This window comes from Pseudomonas sp. NFR16 (genome assembly GCF_900108875.1).
Lineage (GTDB): Bacteria > Pseudomonadota > Gammaproteobacteria > Pseudomonadales > Pseudomonadaceae > Aquipseudomonas.
Window position 1 is genome coordinate 1,823,926 of sequence record NZ_FNYJ01000001.1, and the last position, 21,855, is coordinate 1,845,780.

Annotated in this window: 24 protein-coding genes; 9 read left to right on the forward strand and 15 right to left on the reverse strand. The window is 61.6% G+C overall.

Annotated features, from left to right (window positions below; all coding sequences use genetic code 11):
- Positions 1 to 194 precede the first annotated feature (194 nt).
- Both BMZ10_RS08070 and BMZ10_RS08075 read left to right on the forward strand, forming a co-directional pair.
- Positions 195 to 1,550, forward strand: coding sequence for a nucleobase:cation symporter-2 family protein (locus tag BMZ10_RS08070; RefSeq protein ID WP_093459530.1), 1,356 nt, complete (start codon positions 195 to 197; stop codon positions 1,548 to 1,550).
- Between the two features lie 381 nt (positions 1,551 to 1,931).
- Complete coding sequence (locus BMZ10_RS08075; protein ID WP_093459533.1) at positions 1,932 to 2,720, forward strand: outer membrane protein OmpK; 789 nt, start codon at positions 1,932 to 1,934, stop codon at positions 2,718 to 2,720.
- 81 nt (positions 2,721 to 2,801) lie between these two features.
- On the opposite strand, the gene BMZ10_RS08080 is transcribed toward BMZ10_RS08075, so the two are convergent.
- A complete protein-coding gene (locus BMZ10_RS08080) occupies positions 2,802 to 3,026 on the reverse strand; it encodes a hypothetical protein (RefSeq protein ID WP_256214402.1) in 225 nt (74 codons plus the stop codon).
- A gap of 31 nt (positions 3,027 to 3,057) precedes the next feature.
- On the reverse strand, positions 3,058 to 3,987 hold the full coding sequence (locus tag BMZ10_RS08085; RefSeq protein WP_093459535.1) for a DUF808 domain-containing protein: 930 nt from the start codon (positions 3,985 to 3,987) through the stop codon (positions 3,058 to 3,060).
- A 147-nt stretch (positions 3,988 to 4,134) separates the two neighbouring features.
- Between BMZ10_RS08085 and BMZ10_RS08090 the strand changes: the two genes are divergently transcribed.
- Entirely contained in the window at positions 4,135 to 4,743 is a 609-nt protein-coding gene (locus tag BMZ10_RS08090) for a TetR/AcrR family transcriptional regulator (protein WP_093459538.1), read from the forward strand.
- A 2-nt stretch (positions 4,744 to 4,745) separates the two neighbouring features.
- Here BMZ10_RS08090 and BMZ10_RS08095 read toward each other — a convergent pair whose 3' ends face one another.
- Positions 4,746 to 5,138 carry a response regulator gene (locus BMZ10_RS08095; RefSeq protein ID WP_093459541.1) on the reverse strand — a complete coding sequence of 131 codons (393 nt, stop codon included), beginning with the start codon at positions 5,136 to 5,138 and terminating at the stop codon, positions 4,746 to 4,748.
- Positions 5,139 to 5,749: 611 nt separating this feature from the next.
- Here BMZ10_RS08095 and BMZ10_RS08100 point away from each other — a divergent pair.
- The 4 genes from BMZ10_RS08100 to BMZ10_RS08115 all read left to right on the forward strand — a co-directional run bounded on the left by BMZ10_RS08100 (position 5,750) and on the right by BMZ10_RS08115 (position 10,445).
- Positions 5,750 to 7,381, forward strand: coding sequence for a methyl-accepting chemotaxis protein (locus BMZ10_RS08100; RefSeq protein ID WP_093459544.1), 1,632 nt, complete (start codon positions 5,750 to 5,752; stop codon positions 7,379 to 7,381).
- Positions 7,382 to 7,521: 140 nt separating this feature from the next.
- On the forward strand, positions 7,522 to 8,409 hold the full coding sequence (locus BMZ10_RS08105; protein WP_093459547.1) for an urea transporter: 888 nt from the start codon (positions 7,522 to 7,524) through the stop codon (positions 8,407 to 8,409).
- Between the two features lie 45 nt (positions 8,410 to 8,454).
- Positions 8,455 to 9,345 (forward strand): ion transporter, encoded by an 891-nt coding sequence (locus tag BMZ10_RS08110; protein ID WP_093459549.1) that lies wholly within the window; start codon positions 8,455 to 8,457, stop codon positions 9,343 to 9,345.
- Positions 9,346 to 9,446: 101 nt separating this feature from the next.
- On the forward strand, positions 9,447 to 10,445 hold the full coding sequence (locus tag BMZ10_RS08115; protein ID WP_093459552.1) for a sulfate ABC transporter substrate-binding protein: 999 nt from the start codon (positions 9,447 to 9,449) through the stop codon (positions 10,443 to 10,445).
- A gap of 55 nt (positions 10,446 to 10,500) precedes the next feature.
- Here BMZ10_RS08115 and BMZ10_RS08120 read toward each other — a convergent pair whose 3' ends face one another.
- The 10 genes from BMZ10_RS08120 to ccmA form a co-directional block, all read right to left on the reverse strand.
- Positions 10,501 to 10,914, reverse strand: coding sequence for a hypothetical protein (locus BMZ10_RS08120; RefSeq protein ID WP_093459554.1), 414 nt, complete (start codon positions 10,912 to 10,914; stop codon positions 10,501 to 10,503).
- Between the two features lie 27 nt (positions 10,915 to 10,941).
- Positions 10,942 to 12,147 (reverse strand): c-type cytochrome biogenesis protein CcmI, encoded by a 1,206-nt coding sequence (gene ccmI, locus BMZ10_RS08125; RefSeq protein ID WP_093459557.1) that lies wholly within the window; start codon positions 12,145 to 12,147, stop codon positions 10,942 to 10,944.
- The gene (locus tag BMZ10_RS08130; RefSeq protein ID WP_177182060.1) at positions 12,144 to 12,617 is read right to left on the reverse strand and encodes a cytochrome c-type biogenesis protein; all 474 of its coding nucleotides are present in this window, start codon (positions 12,615 to 12,617) and stop codon (positions 12,144 to 12,146) included. Before BMZ10_RS08130 ends, ccmI begins: the two co-directional genes overlap by 4 nt.
- 242 nt (positions 12,618 to 12,859) lie before the next feature.
- Positions 12,860 to 13,396: a DsbE family thiol:disulfide interchange protein gene (locus BMZ10_RS08135; RefSeq protein ID WP_093459560.1), complete on the reverse strand. Its 537-nt coding sequence runs from the start codon at positions 13,394 to 13,396 to the stop codon at positions 12,860 to 12,862.
- A complete protein-coding gene (locus tag BMZ10_RS08140) occupies positions 13,393 to 15,366 on the reverse strand; it encodes a heme lyase CcmF/NrfE family subunit (protein ID WP_093459564.1) in 1,974 nt (657 codons plus the stop codon). Before BMZ10_RS08140 ends, BMZ10_RS08135 begins: the two co-directional genes overlap by 4 nt.
- A gap of 3 nt (positions 15,367 to 15,369) precedes the next feature.
- A complete protein-coding gene (ccmE, locus tag BMZ10_RS08145) occupies positions 15,370 to 15,849 on the reverse strand; it encodes a cytochrome c maturation protein CcmE (protein ID WP_093459566.1) in 480 nt (159 codons plus the stop codon).
- Positions 15,846 to 16,022, reverse strand: a complete 177-nt coding sequence (gene ccmD, locus BMZ10_RS08150; protein ID WP_093459569.1) for a heme exporter protein CcmD — start codon at positions 16,020 to 16,022, stop codon at positions 15,846 to 15,848. The genes ccmE and ccmD overlap by 4 nt, the downstream gene beginning before the upstream one ends.
- A complete protein-coding gene (locus BMZ10_RS08155) occupies positions 16,019 to 16,792 on the reverse strand; it encodes a heme ABC transporter permease (protein ID WP_093460172.1) in 774 nt (257 codons plus the stop codon). The genes ccmD and BMZ10_RS08155 overlap by 4 nt, the downstream gene beginning before the upstream one ends.
- A gap of 131 nt (positions 16,793 to 16,923) precedes the next feature.
- Positions 16,924 to 17,595, reverse strand: coding sequence for a heme exporter protein CcmB (gene ccmB / locus BMZ10_RS08160; RefSeq protein ID WP_093460175.1), 672 nt, complete (start codon positions 17,593 to 17,595; stop codon positions 16,924 to 16,926).
- Entirely contained in the window at positions 17,592 to 18,227 is a 636-nt protein-coding gene (ccmA, locus tag BMZ10_RS08165; RefSeq protein ID WP_093459572.1) for a cytochrome c biogenesis heme-transporting ATPase CcmA, read from the reverse strand. The genes ccmB and ccmA overlap by 4 nt, the downstream gene beginning before the upstream one ends.
- 181 nt (positions 18,228 to 18,408) lie before the next feature.
- Here ccmA and BMZ10_RS08170 point away from each other — a divergent pair, with 181 nt between their 5' ends.
- Together BMZ10_RS08170 and BMZ10_RS08175 are read left to right on the forward strand one after the other, a co-directional pair.
- Positions 18,409 to 20,037, forward strand: a complete 1,629-nt coding sequence (locus tag BMZ10_RS08170) for a flagellar hook-length control protein FliK (protein WP_093459575.1) — start codon at positions 18,409 to 18,411, stop codon at positions 20,035 to 20,037.
- A complete protein-coding gene (locus BMZ10_RS08175) occupies positions 20,037 to 20,363 on the forward strand; it encodes an EscU/YscU/HrcU family type III secretion system export apparatus switch protein (RefSeq protein WP_093459578.1) in 327 nt (108 codons plus the stop codon). Before BMZ10_RS08170 ends, BMZ10_RS08175 begins: the two co-directional genes overlap by 1 nt.
- A gap of 612 nt (positions 20,364 to 20,975) precedes the next feature.
- On the opposite strand, the gene BMZ10_RS08180 is transcribed toward BMZ10_RS08175, so the two are convergent.
- Both BMZ10_RS08180 and BMZ10_RS08185 read right to left on the reverse strand, forming a co-directional pair.
- A complete protein-coding gene (locus BMZ10_RS08180; RefSeq protein ID WP_093459581.1) occupies positions 20,976 to 21,371 on the reverse strand; it encodes a DUF2802 domain-containing protein in 396 nt (131 codons plus the stop codon).
- The gene (locus BMZ10_RS08185; RefSeq protein ID WP_065987319.1) at positions 21,372 to 21,851 is read right to left on the reverse strand and encodes a chemotaxis protein CheW; all 480 of its coding nucleotides are present in this window, start codon (positions 21,849 to 21,851) and stop codon (positions 21,372 to 21,374) included.
- Between the last annotated feature and the right edge of the window lie 4 nt (positions 21,852 to 21,855).

The following is a 21,855-nucleotide window of genomic DNA, read 5'->3' on the forward strand; positions in this document are numbered from 1 at the left end:
CCGCGATCGGCGACGCAGTCGTCGTAAAGTCAGCATCCCGGGTTCTGCCTGACACCGCGCTTGCCGATTTTACGGCTGCTGCGCAGCCGATCGCGGGACAAGCCTCGCTCCTACCGTGAATGTGCTCAACCAAGGCTCCACCGCCCAGCCGCAACGGGCGTACTCAAAAACAAGAACAAAATCCGAGGTGTTGCATGTCCGAGTCAACTCACGCGCGAATCCCTGCTGCGCCACCACGACAGCCCCTGCCACTGATGCAACTGATGCTGGTGGGCCTGCAACACGTCCTGTTGATGTACGGCGGCGCCGTTGCGGTGCCGCTGATCATTGGCCAGGCCGCCGGCCTCTCACGGGAAGAAATCGCCTTTCTGATCAACGCCGATTTGCTCGTCGCCGGCATTGCCACCGTCGTGCAGTCACTGGGCATCGGCCCCCTGGGCATCCGAATGCCGATCATGATGGGCGCAAGCTTTGCCGCTGTTGGCAGCATGGTGGCGATGGCCGGGATGCCGGGCGTGGGGTTGCCGGGTATTTTCGGGGCGACCATCGCCGCCGGCTTCTTCGGCATGCTGATCGCGCCGTTCATGTCGAAAATCGTGCGCTTCTTTCCGCCGCTGGTGACCGGCACGGTCATCACCTCCATCGGCCTGTCGCTGTTTCCGGTGGCGGTGAACTGGGCGGGCGGCGGCAACAAGGCCGCAAGCTTCGGCGATCCGCTGTACCTGGCCGTCGCCGCGCTGGTGCTGCTGACCATCCTGCTGATCAATCGCTTCATGCGTGGATTCTGGGTCAACATCTCGGTGCTGATCGGCATGGGCCTTGGCTATGTGCTTTCCGGCCTGATCGGTATGGTTGACCTCAGCGGACTGGCGCAGGCCGAGTGGGTGAAAGTGGTCACGCCGCTGCACTTCGGCATGCCGCAATTCAGCCTCGCGCCGATCCTTTCGATGTGTCTGGTGGTGGTGATCATCTTCGTCGAGTCCACCGGCATGTTTCTCGCGCTGGGCAAGATCACCGACCGGGAAGTGACACCCGGCATGCTCCGCCGCGGCCTGCTCTGCGATGCCGCAGCATCGTTCCTGGCAGGTTTCCTCAACACCTTCACGCACTCTTCCTTCGCCCAGAACATCGGGCTGGTACAGATGACCGGCGTGCGCTGCCGTTCGGTGACCATTGTCGCGGGCGGTTTCCTGGTGATCCTCAGCCTGCTGCCCAAGGCGGCGTATCTGGTGGCCTCGATTCCTCCTGCGGTGCTGGGTGGCGCGGCGATCGCCATGTTCGGCATGGTCGCTGCCACCGGGATCAAGATTCTTCAGGAAGCCGATATCTCCGACCGGCGCAATCAATTGCTGGTGGCCGTGAGCATCGGCATGGGCCTGATCCCGGTGGTGCGACCTGAATTCTTCAGCCAGTTACCCGGCTGGATGGGCCCGATCACCCACAGCGGCATCGCCATGGCGACCTTGAGCGCGGTTCTGTTGAACCTGCTGTTCAACGTCCTGGGCGGCGCCGAGCGCGCGGCCATGGCAGGACCCTTGCACTCGCACTGATCGGCAACGCATGCGTGCCCTGTTTTCGAACCCGGTGCTCTGTCGCAGAGCACTTGAGGGTTGTCGCGCGAGTCAGTATCCTCCGCCGCCGCTCAAACGCCGCTCGAAAACAAAGGTCCCGCGACCCACAACAATATTCTGACTGAACGGACAGGTTACCGCTCAGCCGCTGCGCCCTCGAAATGGCAACGGAACACCCTGAAATCGACTGTTTTCCAAACAGCCGACGAGACTTTTTTGTCTTTTTTCAGGGCCTTGGCTCAGCTCTTGCTAACCCTATGAAGCTGACCAGGCAGACAACTTATTCAGCCGCAAACAAGGCGCCGGAACAGAGCGCCGTTTATTAGAAAACAACGACTTTTCGTTCAAGGGAGTAATCGCATGAACCGTACGCTTTCCAGCCTGATGGCCGCCGGTAGCCTGTTGGCCGCCGCCCCGGCGATGTCTGGCGATCTGCTGCAGTGGCAGAGCAACAGCCTGACTTACCTTTATGGCAAGAACTTCGCCGTGAACCCGGACGTTCAACAGACGTTCACGTTCGAGCACGCAGACAGCTGGAAGTACGGCGACAACTTTATCTTCCTGGACTACATCAATTACAACGGCAAAAAAGATTCGGGGCTGGGCAACGCCTCGACCTACGGCGAAATCTCGCCGCGCCTGTCTTTGGGCAAGATCTTCGACCAGAAGTTGGAACTGGGCCCGATCAAAGATGTGCTGCTGGCGACCACGTACGAATTCGGTGAAGGCGATGTCGAGTCCTACCTGATCGGCCCGGGCTTTGACTTGAACCTGCCTGGCTTCGATTACTTCCAGCTCAACTTCTACAAGCGTTACACCGACGGCCACCGCGCAGGCTACGGCGCCTGGCAGATCACGCCGGTCTGGTCCTACACCATTCCGGTGGGCAAGTCGGACATCCTGATCGACGGTTTCATGGACTGGGTGGTGGACAACAAACAGTCCAACACGCATGGCGACTACCATTCCAATCTGCACTTCAACCCGCAGATCAAATACGACCTGGGCAAGGCGCTGAACCTGGCCGACCGGCAACTTTATGTGGGGATTGAATACGATTACTGGAGCAACAAGTACGGGATCAACGACACCCGTTACTTCGATACCGATCAGAACACGGCGAGCTTTTTGTTGAAGGTGTTTTTCTGATGATTCGCTGTATTGATGGCGACTGACGCCATCGCCCTCGCCATCGCGGGCAACTCACGCCCGCGAAAGCGAAGGCCCAGGTCAGGGATGCCCTTCCCAGGGCATGGGTTTGCCCGCGCGGACCTTGGCGTTGAGCGAACGCAGCAGGTCCAGCGGATCACGGTCTTTCATTGCATGGCTCTGCTCGTCGACCCAGGACATCACCTGTTGCCGATCGAGCGTCGGCCGGCGATGGAGGATTTCGACGAGTTGCCGCTCACAGTGCTGGGCATAGGCAACCACGCTGGAAAACAAAGGGCTGTTCATACGGTCGACACCTCGCCACCGAAAATACCGTTCAGGCCTTGAAAAGGCGCCAGATTCTTTTTGCTCCCAGTACCACCGCCAACACAATACCACCGGCGATGATTCCCGCGACCGCATTGAGCAGCGTGGGGACGACAAACGCCAGCGCACCCGCAGCCGAAGCCAGGCTTTCGATGTCATGGTGCAACACCGGCAAGCCATGGGTGAGAATGCCGCCGCCCACCAGAAACATCGCCGCCGTGCCGATCACCGACAGGCTTTTCATCATGTACGGCGCCGCACTCAAGACCCCGCGTCCCAGTGCCCGTTGCATCCGCCGCCCGCCGCCCTCGCCTTTGAGCTCGCTCAGGTAAAGCCCGCCGTCATCGAGCTTGACGATCGCGCCTACCAGGCCATAGACGCCGATGGTCATGACAATGGCGATGCCCGACAACACGATAACCTGTTGCGTCAGCGACGCATCGGCGACCGTGCCGAGGGTGATGGCAATGATCTCTGCCGACAGGATGAAGTCGGTACGCACCGCGCCCTTGATCTTGTCCTTCTCGAATGCCACCAGGTCGGTCGCCGGGTCGGCCACGGCGTCCGTCAGTTTCGCGTGTTCGCCCTCATCGTCTTTGGCGCTGTGCAGAAAGGAGTGCGCCAGCTTTTCGAAGCCCTCGAAACACAGGTAAGCGCCGCCGATCATCAGCAGCGGCGTGACCGCCCACGGGATGAACGCACTGATCGCCAACGCCGCCGGCACCAGAATCAGCTTGTTGAGAAACGATCCCTTGGCCACCGCCCAGACCACCGGCAACTCGCGCTCGGCGCGCACGCCCGACACCTGCTGCGCATTGAGTGCAAGGTCGTCGCCCAGGACCCCGGCGGTTTTCTTGGCGGCCATCTTGGTCATCAGCGCCACGTCGTCGAGCACTGTTGCGATGTCGTCGATCAGTACCAGCAAACTGCTTCCTGCCATGGGCGTCATTCCGTCAGATATGTTTCAAAGTAGGCGCTGAGCATAAACTGCCAGACCGGCGCGGGTCTCGCCTTGCATCATGTTGAGCCTGTCGCAAGCCCGGTGCTACCATTCGCCACCGCCGAGCAGGCAAGGAAATACCGGTTTATGAGCAGCATCCGCGAGCGCAACAAAGAACTGATACTGCGCGCAGCCAGTGAAGAATTCGCCGATAAAGGGTTCGCCGCCAGCAAAACCAGCGACATCGCAGCCAAGGCCGGTGTGCCCAAGCCCAACGTCTATTACTACTTCAAATCGAAGGAAAACCTCTACCGCGAGGTGCTCGAAAGCATCATCGAGCCGATCCTGCAGGCGTCGACGCCGTTCAATCGCGAGGGGGTTCCTGCCGAGGTGCTCAGCGGCTACATCCGCTCGAAGATCCGCATCTCCCGGGAATTACCATTCGCCTCGAAAGTGTTCGCCAGTGAGATCATGCACGGCGCCCCGCACTTGACGCCGGAGCAGGTCGAGCAGCTCAACGGCCAGGCGCGGCACAATATCGATTGCATTCAAGGGTGGATCGATGACGGTCTGATCGCCCCGCTCGATCCTCATCACCTGATGTTCAGCATCTGGGCCGCCACTCAGACCTACGCCGATTTCGACTGGCAGATCTCGACGGTGACCGGCAAGGCCAAGCTGGACGACGCCGATTACGAGGCGGCTGCGCAGACGATCATTCGTCTGGTGCTCAAAGGCTGCGAGCCGGATCGCTGAGTTCAGGCAACGCTTCCGGTCTGCAGCGCCGTGTCGACGCCATCGAGCAACTGACCGAAACTCCAGGGTTTGCGAATAAACGTGACTTTGTGCGTGACGCCCGAACTTTCCGGCGTCTCGTGACCCGACATGATCAGGATCGGAATCTGCGGCCACTTGTCGCCCGACAGATTGGCCAGGTCGGCACCGTTGAGCGTGCCGGGCATGAGGATGTCGGTCAGCAGCAGAGACACTCTGTCTGCATGATCGTCGAGGAATTTCGCGGCCTCATCGGCGCTTTCCAGCGCATGGGTCGAAAAGCCCTCGTCACCCAGAATCTCGCAAACGAAATCGCGAATGATCGACTCATCTTCGACCACCAGAATGAGTCCTTTATGTTGTCCGTCTACTGCCATTTTCGCCACATCCACAGTAATTTTTCCCATTGCCTGCCCGGCCGGCCCTGTCCTGGACTCGGGTATTGTCCGTACTGTGAACTGCGCGAGCGCCGGAAATTCCATCCAGTGATGACATTTGGTCGAAACGGTCGTAACAGAGGCGTCAGGACAAGACGGACGGGCTTTTCCTGCGGGCATAAAAAAACCCGCCGAAGCGGGTTTTGCAACACCGTCCAACTTCCTGTTGGCCGCCAATGCCTGGCAACGGTCGATCGTCCCTGATCCTGCAGCCTTCCGTTGCTGCAGTTGATGGATCCAATGTACCTCGGCAATGGGATCCAACCTAGAGCAAAATTCTCCATTTCGTGTAAGCCTTTGGCTATACATGATATTAATCTGACGTCATTTTTACAGCACGCTTGCTCCCACTGCGACTTAGCCTGCAGGGCACACGTATAAATCCCTGCGCAGCTCTCAGGTTTATCCCGCTCAAGCCGAGATCATTTAAGACAGCCCCACTTCGCTGCATGGATTCACTGTGCAGACTCACTGTGGCAGATTCACTGTGTGCGGCCGTTCCGCCGGACGGTCAGCCGACATAACAAGAACAAAAGAACGGAGTGACGGGTATGAATATGCGCAATCTCTCAATCAGCCGGCGTCTGTGGCTGATCCTCATCGTCGCTGTGTTGATGCTGTTCACGCTGGCCGCGGCCATGCTCAAACAAATCCATGACGATCTCTACGACGCCAAGGCGCAAAAAACCATGCATGTGGTGCAGACCGCCGCTGGTCTGCTCGACTACTACCATGGGCTGGAAAGCGCCGGGACTCTCAGCCGCGTGCAGGCGCAACAACAGGCGATGGATGCCATCCGCGGACTGCGCTACAACCAGACCGACTATTTCTGGATCAACGATTTGCGCCCGGTGATGATCATGCACCCGGCCAATCCCAAGCTGGTCGGTCAGGACCTTTCCGGCGTGAAAGACCCCGATGGTTTCCAGGTTTTCAATGAGATGGTCACGCTGGCCAAAGCCAAAGGCGCCGGCATGGTCAACTACCGTTGGCCGAAGCCGGGCGCCAGCGATGCCGTACAGAAGACGTCTTACATTACTTTGTTCACGCCCTGGGGCTGGATCATCGGTTCCGGCGTCTATGTCGATGACGTGCAGGCCGAGTTTCGCCAGCAGGTGATCAAGGCGCTGTCGATCAGCGCCGGCATTATTCTGGTGATGGCGCTGCTGCTGATCCTGATCGGCCGCAGCATTGCCGGTCCGCTGAAAACCACTGTCGAGGCCATGGCCAGTATCGCCAGTGGCGAGAGCGATCTGACGCGCAGCCTTGAAACTCACGGCAATGATGAAGTGACCCAGCTTGCCCGCCATTTCAACGCCTTCACCGCCAAGCTGCGTCGGGTCGTCAGCGAGCTGCAACGGTCTGCCGTCGGGCTGGGTGAAGCCAGCAGTGAGCTGGGCAGCAATGCCATACAGGCGCAGGAACGCAGTCATCAGCAGTCCTTGCAGATGGAACAGGTGGCGACCGCCGTCAATGAAGTGACCTACGGCGTGCAGGATGTGGCGAAGAACGCCGAGCATGCCGCCAGCGAAATGCGCAATGCTGAGTCTCAGGCGCAGCAAGGCCAGGCCAACATCGACAGCAGCCTCAAGCAGATCGACCATCTCTCCGGCACGATCGATCAGGCCGTGGAGGTGATCCGCACGCTGGCCAGCGAAAGCACGCAGATCGGCGGTGTACTCGATGTCATCAGCTCGATTGCCGAGCAGACCAACCTGCTCGCCCTCAACGCGGCCATCGAAGCCGCCAGGGCGGGCGATCAGGGCCGGGGCTTCGCCGTGGTGGCCGATGAGGTGCGCATGCTGGCCCAACGCACGCAAAAATCCACTGCCGAAATCCAGGCCATGATCGAGCGCTTGCAACGCCACTCGGACGCCGCCGTAAAAGTGATCGGCGACAGCAGTCGCTCGTCACAACTGACGATCGAACAAGCCCACCTGGCCGGACAGAGCCTGACGTCGATCAGTCAGGCCCTGCGCAACCTCAACGGCCTGAACGCCTCGATTGCCAGCGCTACGCTGCAACAGTCCCATGTGGTCGAAGACATCAACCAGAACGTCACCCAGGCGGCGCAACTGTCGCAGAGCACGGCAATTGCCGCCGAGCAGTCGAGCGCCGCCAGCAGTCAACTCAAAGGGTTGAGCGAACAGTTGAACGGCCTGCTGCGACAGTTCAGGGTCTGAAGTACGCTGCAGTTGTGGGCGCTGAAACGTCGGCTCCCACGACTGATCGGCTCGACATGGCGGTTAGCCTGGGCATGTCTTGAAAGTCCATCGACATCGCGCCACTATGTATACAATAAATAAAATTATTGAATACATACATGCCAACCAACCAATCTCTGCCTTCTTCATCTCACTGCCACGACTGGGCCGAAGCGCTGCTCAATGGCTTCAGCCAGGTATTGCTGCAACGCCATCCGGTGTGCGGTTTGTTGTGCCTGCTGGCGATCCTGATCAGTGCGCCCTCCTCCCTGGGCGGCGCGCTGCTGGGTGCAGTCGCAGGCTTGCTGACGGCGCAGCGACGTGGCTACGCAAAGCCCGAGCGCCAGTCGGGCGTCTACAGCTACAACGGCGTGCTGATCGGCCTGTTGATCTGCTACCGCTTCGAATGGTCGCCCCTGTTACCGCTGCTGATCATGGCCTGCGGCGGAGCCAGCGCGATGCTCATGCATGCCTGGCTGCAGCGCACACCGCGGCCCTCGTGCCTGAAGGCATACACTGCGCCCTTCGTGCTGTTCAGCTGGGGGCTGCTGTGGTTTGCCGACCCCGCACCCACGGCCCGCTCTGTCGACACGAACCTCATCCAGGCGCTGCCACTGGGATTAGGGCAAGTTTTCCTGTTGGATCATCCGCTGGCGGGCGTGCTGATCGGCCTCGGTCTGCTGCTCGCCAACCGAACCGCAGCGCTGTGGGCACTGCTCGGTTGCGCCGGCGGCATCGCCTTCGCGCTCTGGCAGCACGAGACCGATTCTGCACTGCTGGGCCTCTCTGGCTACAACCCCGCGCTGGCGGCCCTGGCGTTCAGTCATCAGCGGCATAAGCCGTGGATGCCGGGCATCGCGGCAGGCCTGGCCATCCTGCTGCAACCCGGATTTACCGGACTGGGGCTTGCCGCCCTGACAGCGCCGTTCATTCTTGCCTGCTGGCTGGTGCAGGCGAGCGCGCGGATGCTGCAGCCATCGACCCTCGATCAGCGGTTGCGCTCCTGAGCGGTTTGTCCCAGGCTCAGCCGACCTTGCAAGCGGAACCCTCCCATGGACAGCCACACTGACCTGCGCGAACAATTGCGCATCATCGTCTTTCAAAGCGACACGAAGCCCGGCCGGCGCTTCGATAAAATCCTGTTGGTGATCATCCTCTGCAGCCTGCTGGTGGCGATCATCGACAGCATCGAACGGGTTCATCGCGATTACGGCGATATCCTGGCGTGGGTCGAATGGGGTTTCACTGCCATTTTCGCCCTCGAGTACCTGGTGCGCCTGTACTGTTCGCCGCAACCGTTGAAGTACGCCTTCAGCTTTTACGGCCTGATCGACCTGCTGGCGATTGTGCCGGGCATCCTGGCGATCTATTACAGCGACGCACAGTATCTGCTGATCGTGCGCGTGGTGCGGATGCTGCGGATCTTCCGCGTGCTCAAGCTCAGTCCGTATCTGAAGCAGGCCAATTACCTGCTCGCCGCCCTGCGCGGCAGCAAACAGAAGATCATCGTCTTCCTGGTGACGGTGTCGACGCTGGTGACTGTCTTCGGCACGTTGATGTACGTCATCGAAGGTCCGCAGCACGGCTTCACCAGCATTCCCAAAGGCATCTACTGGGCTATCGTGACGCTGACCACGGTCGGCTTTGGCGACATCGTCCCGAAGACGCCCGTGGGGCAGATTCTGTCGTCGCTGGTGATGATCACCGGTTATTCGATCATCGCCGTGCCAACGGGTATTTTTACCGCCGAACTGGCCAACGCCATGCGCGGTGACGCGTTGCAGCACGATTGCCCGGTCTGCGCCAAAAGCAACCACGAACAGAGCGCTGCTTTCTGCTCCCGCTGCGGCAATGCGCTGTTCCCGAAAGTCGACTCCATTGCGGCCACGACCCCAAGCGCAAATCCAGGCGCGGCCAGTGGCAAGCCGGACATAAGCACATGAGTTTTTAATCTATAAGCGCTTAAAGGTTTTCGTTATAGTCGCGGCCATTAGCCATCGCTTTCATCATAAGAATAACGCTACTTACGACAAAGGAATTCGCAGTGAACAGACTCTTCGCCGCCTCTCTGCTGGCCGCTGGCATGGCCTTCGGCAGCGCCGCGCATGCCGCGCCCGAATTGCTCAACGTCTCGTATGACGTGATGCGCGACTTCTACAAGGATTACAACGCCGCCTTCCAGAAACACTGGCAGGCCGAACACAAGGAAGACGTCGCGCTGAAAATGTCGTTCGGCGGCTCGAGCAAGCAGGCGCGCTCGGTCATCGACGGCCTCCAGGCAGACGTCATCACCATGAACATGGCGACGGACATCAATGCGCTGGCCGACAACGGCAAGCTGGTGCCTGACAACTGGGTGACCCGCCTGCCGAACAACAGCGCCCCGTTCACGTCCGCCACGGTGTTCATCGTGCGCAAGGGCAACCCGAAGGCCCTGAAGGACTGGCCGGACTTGATCAAAGACGGCGTCGAGGTAGTGGTGCCGAATCCGAAAACGTCCGGCAACGGCCGTTACACCTATCTGTCGGCGTGGGGCTATACGCTGAAGAACGGTGGCGATGAAGCGGCTGCCAAGAAGTTCGTCGGTGCGCTGTTCAGCCACGTGCCGGTGCTGGACACCGGTGGCCGTGGCGCCACCACGACGTTCATGACCAACCACATCGGCGACGTGCTGGTGACCTTTGAGAACGAAGCGGAAATGATCGCCCGCGAGTTCGGTCGCGATCAGTTCGAAGTGGTTTACCCAAGCGTCTCCGCCGAAGCCGAGCCGCCGGTGAGCGTGGTCGACAAGGTGGTCGACAAAAAAGGCACTCGCGCCCTGGCCGAGGACTACCTGAAATACCTGTGGTCGCCGGAAGGTCAGGAGATCGCGGCGGCCAACTACCTGCGTCCGAGAGACCCGGCGGTGCTGGCCAAGTACACCGACCGCTTCCCGAAAGTCGATTTCCTGTCGGTGGAGAAAACCTTTGGCGACTGGCGCACCGTGCAGAAGACCCATTTCATCGACGGCGGTGTGTTCGACCAGATCTACCCGGCCAAATAAGCCACGGCAGAAACCAGAACGGCGACCTGAAGAGGTCGCCGTTTTTCGTTGTCGCTCAGTTACCGAATTGTCTGCTCAAGCCTGGCGGAACGCCGCTCGAATCGGTTTCCTGCCACGGCCCACTGGGCGATGTGGACCAGGTCCAGCCGTTGTTCCAGCGATAGTACGTGCGCTGGCGGTAGAAGGTGTTCGGCACATTATCCAGCACATGCACGCCAAGTCTGGCATCCCAGTGGCTGTTGCCGCCGGGCGGCGGGGCGAAGTTGGCCGAGGTTTTCGGAGCCGACGGAATCGGCGCCGAGGGCGGGGTCTGCGGCGTGGTGCGTGGAGTCCCGGGCTGTGGCGTCGGCGACGGTCCGGGAATGGTCGGGATCGGTTCCGAACTCTGTGGCCCCGGATGCTGCACCGCACAGGCTGCGGTCAATCCCACCATCAGACTCAACAGGGCAAAACGTGCGACGCGATACATAAGGCTCTCTACTCGCTGCTTGATCGGCTATTGATCGGGGCTGTCGATGGTCAAGGCCTGGCGCGCGGTCACGTTGCTGGGCAGCGGTTGACTGCGGCCTATCCACTCGCCGGAAGTGGGCTGACCTGCGCGGGATACCCGAGCAACGAGTTGGACTTCCGGAAAGTTCGACAGTTTCAGCTGCGGCATCATCGCATCGGCATCGGTGAGCTCCACGTCCACCGGCAGGTCGGCGACCGTTACGCGCTTGACCGCCAGAGGCGCTGGAGGCCCGGATACCGCACGGGCAAAAATGAACACCGTGTCACTCGGCTGGACGTTGCCGCTCAGCGCCGCAGACAGGCTGACGCGCACGCGCAGACGCGCTTGTTGAGCCGTTGCCAGCGGCGCCTCCACAGGCGTGCCGCCGCTCTGCACCAGCTTGTCGCTGGCCCGGGCGATGCCGCCTTCCAGGGCCGAACGCGAGGGATCGTTCGCCGGCAAGACCGCCAGCAGTCGCTTCCAGTAATCCATCGCCGCCTGATAGTGCTGCCCTTCGAACGCGTTGATGCCCATCAGGCCCAGACTGGTGACCTCCTTGGCGTCGAGTTTCAGCGCCTCATCCGCCAGCGCCTGGATCTGCGGCGTCCAAGCCTTGTTCCCGGCAAAGTACAGCGCCTGCGCCCATTGACCGAGCAACTCGGGCTGACGTCCGGCCAGCGCCACTGCGCGCTCGAACATCGCCGCCGCGTCGGCAGGACGGTCCTGCGCCATGTAGGTACGGGCGAGGAAATAAATGCTTTCGGCCGAATCCGGCTGAGCCTTGACCGCACGTTCCAGGCGGTTGGTCATCTGCGCCAGTGAGCCCGGCGGTTGCGCAAATTCGCGCGTCAACTCGACCTTGTCGACCGCCCCAAAATGCAGGTACAGCGCCAGCGCCAACACGGGAACCAGTACCGCGGCCAGCACCGGCAACGGCTTGCCCAGCTTTGAAACGCGTTCAGCCTCGCCACCTTCCGTGTCGGCCAACAACTCGCGCGCCGCTTCGGCACGACCACTGTCCATCTGCGCAGCAGACAGCACGCCCTCTTGCTGCTGCGTCTGCAGCTCGGCCAGACGTTCCTGGTACAGCGCAACATTGAGGGCGGTGCGGTCTTCTTCGCTTTGCGCGCGGCGTCCACGCACGACAGGAATCAGCAGGAAACTCAGGGCAACCAGCAACAGCAGGCCGGCGGCTAGCCAGAAATCGATCATTCGCGGTTTTTATCCAACAGGTGGGCGAGGCGCTGACGCTCCTCGTCGGAAAGCACATCGTCACTGTCATCGCGCTGACGACGGCGGCGGGCAACGATCACGCCGATCAACAGCACGCCGCCCAGCAACAGCCCGGCCGGACCGAACCAGAGCAGCCAGGTGTGCGCGTTGAGCTCGGGCTTGTAACGCACGAACTCGCCATAACGATCGACCATGAAGTCAATGATCTGCTGATTGCTCTGACCTTCACCGAGCATGCGATAGATCTCTTTACGCAGATCGGCGGCGATGGGCGCGTTAGAGTCGGCGATGTCCTGATTCTGGCATTTCGGGCAACGCAATTCGCGGGTCAGCTCGGCGTATCGCGCGCGCTCGGCTTCGTCCTTGAAGGTGTAGGCGTCGATGGCGGCGTGAGCGATGCCCAGGCTGCTCAACGACAGCAGCGCCGCCGCGAAAAAGCGACGACTCACTCGAGCCACCTGCCCCACGAACCCCCGCGCAACCGGTAGACCAGAACTTGCTCGCGATGAGGCGTGTACAGCCTTTCGCGCTGCAGCGTCAGTGCCTGCGTCTTCGCGAGCAAGCTCGCTCCTACAGGTCACGGGCTGAACCGGTCGATCATTGCCGCAAGTTCCGGGGTGGACAGAAGCCCCTGTAGGAGCCGAGCTTGCTCGCGATGAGGCCCGTGATATCACTGCCGCGCGTGGGCCATTCATTGTTTGCCCTCGTCGACCAGTCCTTGATACAGGCCTGCCAGTTTTTCGCGCCAGACCGTGTCGTCGATCACCCCGACGTGCTTGTAACGAATGATGCCCTTGCTGTCGATCAGGAAGGTTTCCGGCGCGCCGTACACCCCCAGGTTCAGACCCAGACTGCCGGCTTCATCATTGATGTTGAGCTGGTACGGGTCATGAAAATCCTGCAGCCACTTCAATGCATCGGCGTTGACGTCCTTGTAGTTGACGCCGTAGATGACCACGCCTTGCCCGGCAAGTCGGGTCAACACCGGATGCTCGACGCGGCAGGCGACGCACCAGGTGCCCCAGACGTTGACCAATGCCGGCTTGCCCAACAGGTCGGCGCGGGTCAGCGGCTTGCCCCCTTGCACGGCAGGCAAGGCGAACTCGGGGAACGGCTTGTCGATCAGCGCCGAGGGCAGCAAATCAGGCTGAAGAAACAGGCCCTTGTACAGAATGCCCGCCATGCCCAGGAACAGCACCAGCGGGAGCAGCAACACCCAACGCTTCATACCGCGGCCCCCGACAGGCCCAAGGCTTCACGCACTCGGGTTCTGACCTTGACCCTGTAACGCTTGTCCAGCGCCGCCAACAGGCCGCCCAACGCGGTGATCAAGCCACCGAACCAGATCCAGCGCACGAACGGTTTGACGTGAACGCGCACCGCCCACGCGCCGTTTTCCAGCGGCTCGCCCATCGCGACGTACAGATCCCGGGTGAAACCGGCGTCGATGCCGGCCTCGGTCATCATCGAGCGCTGCACGGTGTACAGGCGTTTTTCCGGATGCAGCACGGTGATTTCCTTACCGTCTTCGAGCACACGAATGGTGCCTTCGTCAGAGGTGAAATTGGGGCCCTGAATGTGCCGGGCGCCTTCGAAGACGAAGCGATAGCCGCCCAGCTCGACGGAATCACCGGGGGCCAGACGCAAGTCGCGCTCGGCACTGTTCTGGCTCGACAGCACCACGCCCAGGGCCACGACGGCGATGCCGATGTGCGCCAGTTGCATGCCCCAGTAGCTGCGGGTCAGCGAGCGCATGCCTTTGAGCAGACCTTTGTGGCGGGTCTTGTCGAGCAAGTCGCGCACACCGGCCAGCAACACCCACGCCGCCAGCAGGAACGTCGCGACGACGGCCCAGTGGAAATCGGCCATGGCAAAGCCTGCGACGACCGCCAGCACTGCGCTGCCGACCAGTACCGGCGCAAGCATGCTCATCAGCCACGTCACCGGCGTGTCTTTCCAGCGCACCAGTACACCCACCGCCATCACCGCCATGAGCAGGCCCATCAGCGGCACGAACAGCGCGTTGAAATACGGCGGGCCCACCGACATTTTCGCCCCGCTCAGGGCGTCCAGTACCAGCGGATAAAGCGTGCCGAGCAGAATCATCGAGGCAGCGACGACCAGCACCAGGTTGTTGCCCAGCAGCAGGGTTTCCCGCGACCACAGGCTGAAACCGACGTGGCTCTTCACCACCGGCGCGCGAATCGCGAACAGGGTCAATGAGCCGCCCACGACCATTAACAGAAACACCAGAATGAACACGCCGCGTGCCGGATCCGACGCAAACGCATGCACCGACGTCAGCACGCCGGAGCGCACCAGGAACGTGCCAAGCAGGCTCAAGGAAAACGCCGCGATGGCCAACAACACTGTCCAGCTTTTGAACACGCCGCGCTTTTCCGTGACCGCCAGCGAGTGAATCAGCGCGGTGCCGACCAGCCAGGGCATGAACGAGGCGTTTTCCACCGGGTCCCAGAACCACCAGCCGCCCCAGCCCAATTCGTAATACGCCCACCAGGATCCCAGGGTGATGCCAAAACCCAGAAATGCCCACGCGATGATCGTCCAGGGACGCGACCAGCGCGCCCAGGCCGCATCCAGACGCCCACCGAGCAAGGCCGCAATCGCGAAAGCGAAGGCCACCGAGAAGCCCACGTACCCCATGTACAGCATCGGTGGGTGAATGATCAGCCCCGGGTCCTGAAGCAAAGGGTTGAGGTCGCGCCCGTCCTGCGGCACCTGCGGCAGGATGCGGCTGAACGGGTTGGAGGTCAGGATCAGAAACAGCAGGAAGCCGATGCTGATCATGCCCATGACCGCCAGCACGCGGGCCAGCATGATTTGCGGCAGTTGTCGCGAGAACACCGACACCGCAAAGGTCCAGCCGCCGAGGATCAGCGCCCACAGCAGCAAGGAGCCCTCATGCGCGCCCCAGACAGCGCTGAATTTGTAGTACCAAGGCAAGGCGCTGTTGGAGTTTTCGGCGATATAGGCCACCGAGAAATCATCGACCATGAACGAGTACGCCAGGCTGCCGAAGGCGAACAGCAAAAAGGCAAACTGCCCCCACGCTGCCGGCTGAGCCAGGCTCATCCACAGACGATCGCCGCGCCAGGCGCCGAGCAACGGCACCACGGCCTGCACCAGGGCAAAGCACAGCGCCAGGATCATGGCCAGGTGGCCGAGTTCGGGAATCATGGCTTACCCCTGTTTTTCTGGCTGCGCCGCAGGCGAGGCGGATGCGCCCGGCGCCGGCTGGCCGCTGTCTTTGAGCGCCTTGGTCACTTCAGGCGGCATGTATTTCTCGTCGTGTTTGGCCAGCACTTCATCGGCCACCACTACGCCATCGGCATTGAGTTTGCCCAGCGCGACGATGCCCTGCCCTTCGCGGAACAGGTCCGGCAGGATGCCGCGATAGGTGATGGTCACCGACTTGTTGAAATCGGTGACGACGAATGTCACGTCCAGCGAGTCCGCCGAGCGTTGCAGCGAGCCCTTCTCGACCATGCCGCCGGCGCGGATGCGCGTGTCATGCGGTGCCTCGCCGCCCGCAATCTGGGTCGGCGTATAAAACAGGTTGATGTTCTCTTGCAAAGCGCTGAGCGCCAGAGTGACCGCAATGCCGACCCCGGCGAGTATCGCCACGATGATCAACAGGCGCTTTTTCCGCAGCGGATTCACGTATTGCTCTCCCGGCGCAAACGACGCGCCTCTTGTTGCAGGTAACGCCGACGCGCCAACAGCGGTGACAGAACGTTGATGACCAGCACCGCCATGCAGATGCCGTAAGCGGTCCAGACGAACAGCCCATGTTTGCCCATGGCCAGAAAGTCGCCAAAAGACGCAAAGCTCATCGCACGCCTCCACGGCCTGGCGCACGCCCCAGGCTCTTCAAGACTTCGTCCTTGACCCAACTGGCGCGAGACTCGCGCTTGAGAACCTCCAGGCGCATCCGCAGCAGCAGGACGGCGCCGAAGAAGCAATAAAAGCCCAGCGCGGTGAACAGCAACGGCAGCCACATTTCAGCGGGCATGGCCGGTTTTTCGGTGAGGCTGAACGTTGCGCCCTGATGCAGCGTGTTCCACCACTGGACCGAGTATTTGATGATCGGGATATTGATGACGCCGACAATCGCCAACACCGCACAGGCCTTCGCGGCGCTGTCGCGATTGGTGATGGCGTTACCCAGGGCGATCAACCCGAAGTACAGAAACAGCAGGATCAGCATTGAGGTCAGCCTTGCGTCCCACACCCACCATGAACCCCATGTGGGCTTGCCCCAGATCGCACCCGTGACCAGCGCCACGGCAGTCATCCACGCGCCGATGGGCGCAGCGCATTGCAGGGCGACATCGGCCATCTTCATCTTCCAGACCAGCCCGACGACGCCGCAGACGGCCAGCATCACGTAGCAGGACTGAGCCAGCATCGCCGACGGAACATGGATGTAGATGATGCGGAAACTGTTGCCTTGCTGGTAATCCGGCGGGGCGAACGCCAGGCCCCAGACCACGCCGATGCCGATCAGCAACGCGGCGGCGATGCTCAACCATGGCAACAGACGACCGCTGATGCCGTAGAACCATTTCGGCGATCCAAGTTTGTGGAACCAGGCCCAACTCATGCCGCTTTTAGCCTTGGCGCTTGTGTTCATCACGCTGCCTTTTCATCACGGTGTGCTTTATGACCAGGCGCTTCTTATCACTGAAGCGTCCAGGGCCGACCTCGAAAAACTGTCCGAACGGTCAAGCCCGATTATTCGCCAACGCTGATTTTCAGGCCAGCAGCTATTGCAAAAGGTGTAAGGGTTACCGCCAGAGCCGTCAGGCTGCCAAGCCAAAGCAGATAGCCGGTCGCAGGCATGCCCTCAAGTGCAGCCTGAAGGGCGCCGCTGCCCAGAATCAGCACCGGGATGTACAGCGGCAGAATCAACAACGCCAGCAGCAGACCGCCGCGTTTGAGTCCCACTGTCAGCGCTGCGCCGACGGCGCCCAGCAGACTGAGCACCGGCGTGCCCAGCAGCAGTGACAGCAACAGCACCGGCAGACACGCGCTCGGCAGACCCAGCATCAACGCGAGCACCGGTGCCAGCAACACCAGTGCAAGCCCGGAGAACGCCCAGTGCGCCAGCACTTTGGCCAGCACCAGCAAGGACAAAGGGTGCGACGAAAGCACCCACTGTTCAAGTGAACCATCTTCAAAATCACTGCGAAACAGCCCGTCCAGTGACAACAGGACCGACAACAGCGCGGCGACCCAGACCAGACCCGGCGACAGGCGCTGCAGCAGTTGCGTTTCAGGGCCCACCGCCAAAGGGAACAGCGCGATGACGATGGCGAAGAATACCAGTGGATTGAGAAGCTCGGCCGGGCGCCGGAACAGCAAGCGGGCCTCGCGGGCGATCAGCCGTGTGAACACATGACTCATACGGCCCATTGCCCCAGGTCCAGATCCCGATAACCGGCCGGCTTGCGGGTCAGCGTATGGTGGGTGGTCAGCACCACGGCCCCGCCCTTCTCGCAGTGCCCGGCCAGATGTTCCTCAAGCTGGGAGACCCCTTGCTTGTCCAGCGCGGTGAACGGCTCGTCGAGCATCCACAATCCGGGGCCCGGCAGATAGAGCCGCGCCAGCGCCACGCGGCGACGCTGACCGGCTGACAGCGTGTGGCACGGCACGTCTTCGAATCCTCGCAGTCCAACCGCTTCGAGCGCCCGCCAGATGTCGTCGGTGTCGACCGCGCGGTGCAGGGCGCAGAGCCAGAGGAGGTTCTCGACCGGTGTCAGCAGGTCTTTGATGCCTGCGGCGTGACCGATCCACAGCAGGTTGCGTGTCAGTTCGCCGCGTTGCTCGCCAAGGGGCCTGCCATCGAGCAGAACCTCGCCGGCAGTAGGCGGCATCAGGCCGCACAGCAGGCGCAACAGGCTGGTCTTGCCGCTGCCGTTCGGGCCGCTGACCTGCACCATGTCACCCGCTGTCAGGCGCAGCTCGAGATGCTCGAACAGCAGCCGCCAGTCTCGCTCGCAGGCAAGCGCCACGGCTTCTAAAACGGGGATCGACATGTGGACCTTCTTTTCGGATAGCAGGTGTGCACGGCGGTTCAAGTCAGGGTCGCGGCGGCCGTTATACTGATGCAGCTTAACGGTAGCCCGCCGATGACGTCGGCGCGGGATTATACATGTCAGGAACGCTGACGCCGCCTGACCAGGCCACCAGAGCGCAAATTTATCGAGTCAGGATCCGATGACAGGCGACATACCCCATCTCTCTCCAGTAGCGGCCGCCACGGCCTTGTTGCGCGCGGGCGTTCCGGCCGGCGAAGTGCTCAAGCTGATGGAGCCGCGCGAAGGCCTGCTGAATTCGGGACAGGTCGCCAACGCCGAGGTGGTGAGCCTCAAGCAGCAGGGTCAGGACTTCCAGTTGCTGCTCAAGCTGACGATGGACAACGGACGGCAGACCACCCTCCCGGTCAGCAGCTCATTACCGTTGACGCCGGGCACCAACGTCAATGTCGCCCAAGGCTCGGCCGACACGCTGACCATCAGCGTGCAGGACCTGCAGAAAGCCGTCAGCAACAGCCTGACGAGCATCGACACCCGTCAGCTGCCGGCCGGCACGTTGCTGCAAGGCAAGGTGCTGACCACGCAAGTGGCCGCGCAGAACGTCGCACAACTGACCGGCCAGACGTCTGCTGGCGGCGCTGCGCAGCCAGCCGGTTATCGTTCCATCGTCATGCTGCTGAACACCGCGCTGGCTGGCAGCAGCCTGACCATCGACAGCCCGCAGCCGTTGCGCGTCGGCAGCCTGCTTAGCGCTCAGGTACAGAGCAGTCAGGCGCTCAATTTCGTAGCGCTGCCCAACCGCCTCGATGAACTGGCGCTGGCGCAGCAACTGTCGACACAGCAAAGCCGTCAGGGATCGCTGCAAAGTCTGCTGACCGCGCTGCAAAATCTGCCGCCGCCGGCCAGTGGCGGAGCCGACAACCTCACACCGTCGCTGCGTGCGAGCATCGAGCAACTGCTGGCTGACTTGCCCGATCTGACGCAGATGACCAGCGCCAAGGGCGTCGCCCAGGCCTTGAGCGCCAGCGGGCTTTTCATGGAGTCGCGGTTGCTCGCGGGGATGAACCCGACGCTGGTGCCGGACATGAAGGCCAACCTGCTGAGGCTGATCACCCAGATCCTTCCCGGCCTGCCGAACAACGCCAGCTATGACGCCGCTGCCGCCGCGAATACCTTGGCGCGCGCCATGCCCAGCGTCATCCGCAATGCGTTGGGCACCCTTGGCCTGGTCGCCGCCCCGAGTCAGCCGACCAATTTCCCGCTGCCGGCGCGTACGCTGGGCAGCCCGCAGGACAAGGACGATCTGGAAACGCTGTTGAAACTGGCGGCCGGCGCCATTTCGCGTCTGCAGAGCCATCAACTGGGCGGGCTTGAGCAGACGCGCACCCATGCCGATGGTACGCAGGTGACGACCTGGCAGCTGGAAATCCCGATGCGCAATGCCCATGACATCGTGCCGCTGCAAGTCAAGGTCCAGCGCGAGGAAAAACCTGAAACCGACGACCACGCACAGGGCGCCCATGCCGAGCAGCGCGAGAAGGAAAAACTGTGGCGGGTCGAACTGGCATTCGATCTCGAACCGCTCGGCCCGCTGCAAGTGCAGGCGCAGCTGATCGCAGGGAATATCGCCAGTCAGTTGTGGGCCGAACGCGAAGGCAGCGCCGAGCTGATCGCCGGTGAGCTGGACAACCTGCGCGCACGCCTGGTGGCGTGCGGCCTGAACGTCAAGGAACTGGAATGCAACCGCGGCACCCCGCCGCAGGGACCGCGAACGGTGCTGGAACAACGCTGGATCGACGAGAACGCCTGATGAGCACACCCGAACACACCCCGCGTCAGGCCATCGCGCTCAGTTACGACGGTCAGCAAGCACCGACCCTGACCGCCAAGGGCGACGACACGCTGGCGGAAGCGATTCTGGCCATTGCGCGGGAGTACAAAGTCCCGATCTACGAAAACGCCGAACTGGTAAAAATGCTCGCGCGCCTTGAGCTGGGCGACAGCATTCCGCAAGAGCTGTACCTGACGATTGCGGAAATCATCGCGTTCGCCTGGCACCTGAAGGGCAAATTCCCCACAGGCTTCGACCCGAATCCGCCGCCAGTGGAAAGAGACATCACCCCCGGGCGGAACTGACCCGCCATCGCCTGCAAATGCTCCTGCCAGCGGTCACCGGCTTTTTCGTAAATAGATTCGGGCCTACGGGGGACTTGTGGCGATGGCAGGTTGCGAGCCGAGCACAACATCCGTGGGAGCGAGCCTGCTCGCGAAGGCTTGATGCACTACCGGTAGGAGCGTGGCTTGTCCCGCGATCGGCGACGCAGTCGTCGTAAAACCTGGCCATGCAGTCTGCTTGACATACCGCGTCATCCGATTCCGCTGCCGCTGCGCGCCAGATCGCGGGCAAGCGCGCTCCTACAAAAAGGCTACGCGGCGCTGACTGGTATCGAGCCAAGTCACAAACCTGTGGCGCATCCTCGCGAAGGCCGATTTCCAGACGCTACCTTTCGACCGCATGCGCCGGCCTCTTCCCGACTGAAGCCGGTCCTGCAGCCGCTGCCTCTCCAACGGATGCACCGCCCTCTTCCCGGCTAAAGCCGGTCCTAGAGACTCTGCAAGCTTTCCGTAGGACCGGCTTTAGCCGGGAAGCCGTCCGGTGTGACACCGTCGATCGAAGGGGCTTTAACGGCAGTTGACTGACTCCCACCGCGAAGCAGGATCAGAGGGCGGCAGGTGATGCCGCCCTCTTCAGTTATGCCCGTGCAGCTTGCTCATCAACTGTGCTTCGGCCTGGGTCAGTCCGCACGACTGCGTGAGCTCGTCGACGCTGGCGCCCATGCTGACCAGGCGTGCGGCCTGGGCGAAGGACAGTGTGGAAGGGTCGCGCTGCTCCAGCGCGGTGATCTTGTCCGGCAGCGGCGAGACGATGGAGCGCAGCTCATGCAGGTCTTCGCCCATTTTCACCGTGCCGCCCTGATAATGCTCAAGGCGACGGGCCAGTTCGCGAATGCGCTGGTCACGCAGCGAGTCCGCTTCAAGCTGCTGCGTGGCCAGTGTGCGCTGGCGCTTGGTGTGGAGCATGAACATCGCAACGCTCGCGACCCACAACACCGCCAGGAAAATTACCGCAACCTCAAGAATCAATCAGATGTTCTCCAGCTCGGACCACTCTTCCTCGGACATCATCTTGTCCAGTTCCACGAGGATCAGCAGTTCGCCGTTCTTGTTGCAGACGCCCTGGATGAACTTGGCGGACTCGTCGTTGCCGACGTTCGGCGCCGTTTCCACTTCCGACTGACGCAGATAAACCACTTCAGCCACGCTGTCGACCAGGATCCCGACCACTTGCTTATCGGCCTCGATGATCACGATACGCGTGTTGTCGCTGACTTCAACCGGTGGCAGACCAAAGCGCTGACGGGTGTCGATGACCGTGACGACATTACCGCGCAGGTTGATGATGCCCAGCACGTAGCTTGGCGCGCCCGGGACCGGAGCGATCTCGGTGTAGCGCAGCACTTCCTGAACCTGCATCACGTTGATGCCATACGACTCGTTGTCCAGGCGGAAGGTGACCCATTGCAGAATCGGATCTTCGGAACCCTGTGCTGACGACTTCTTCATACCC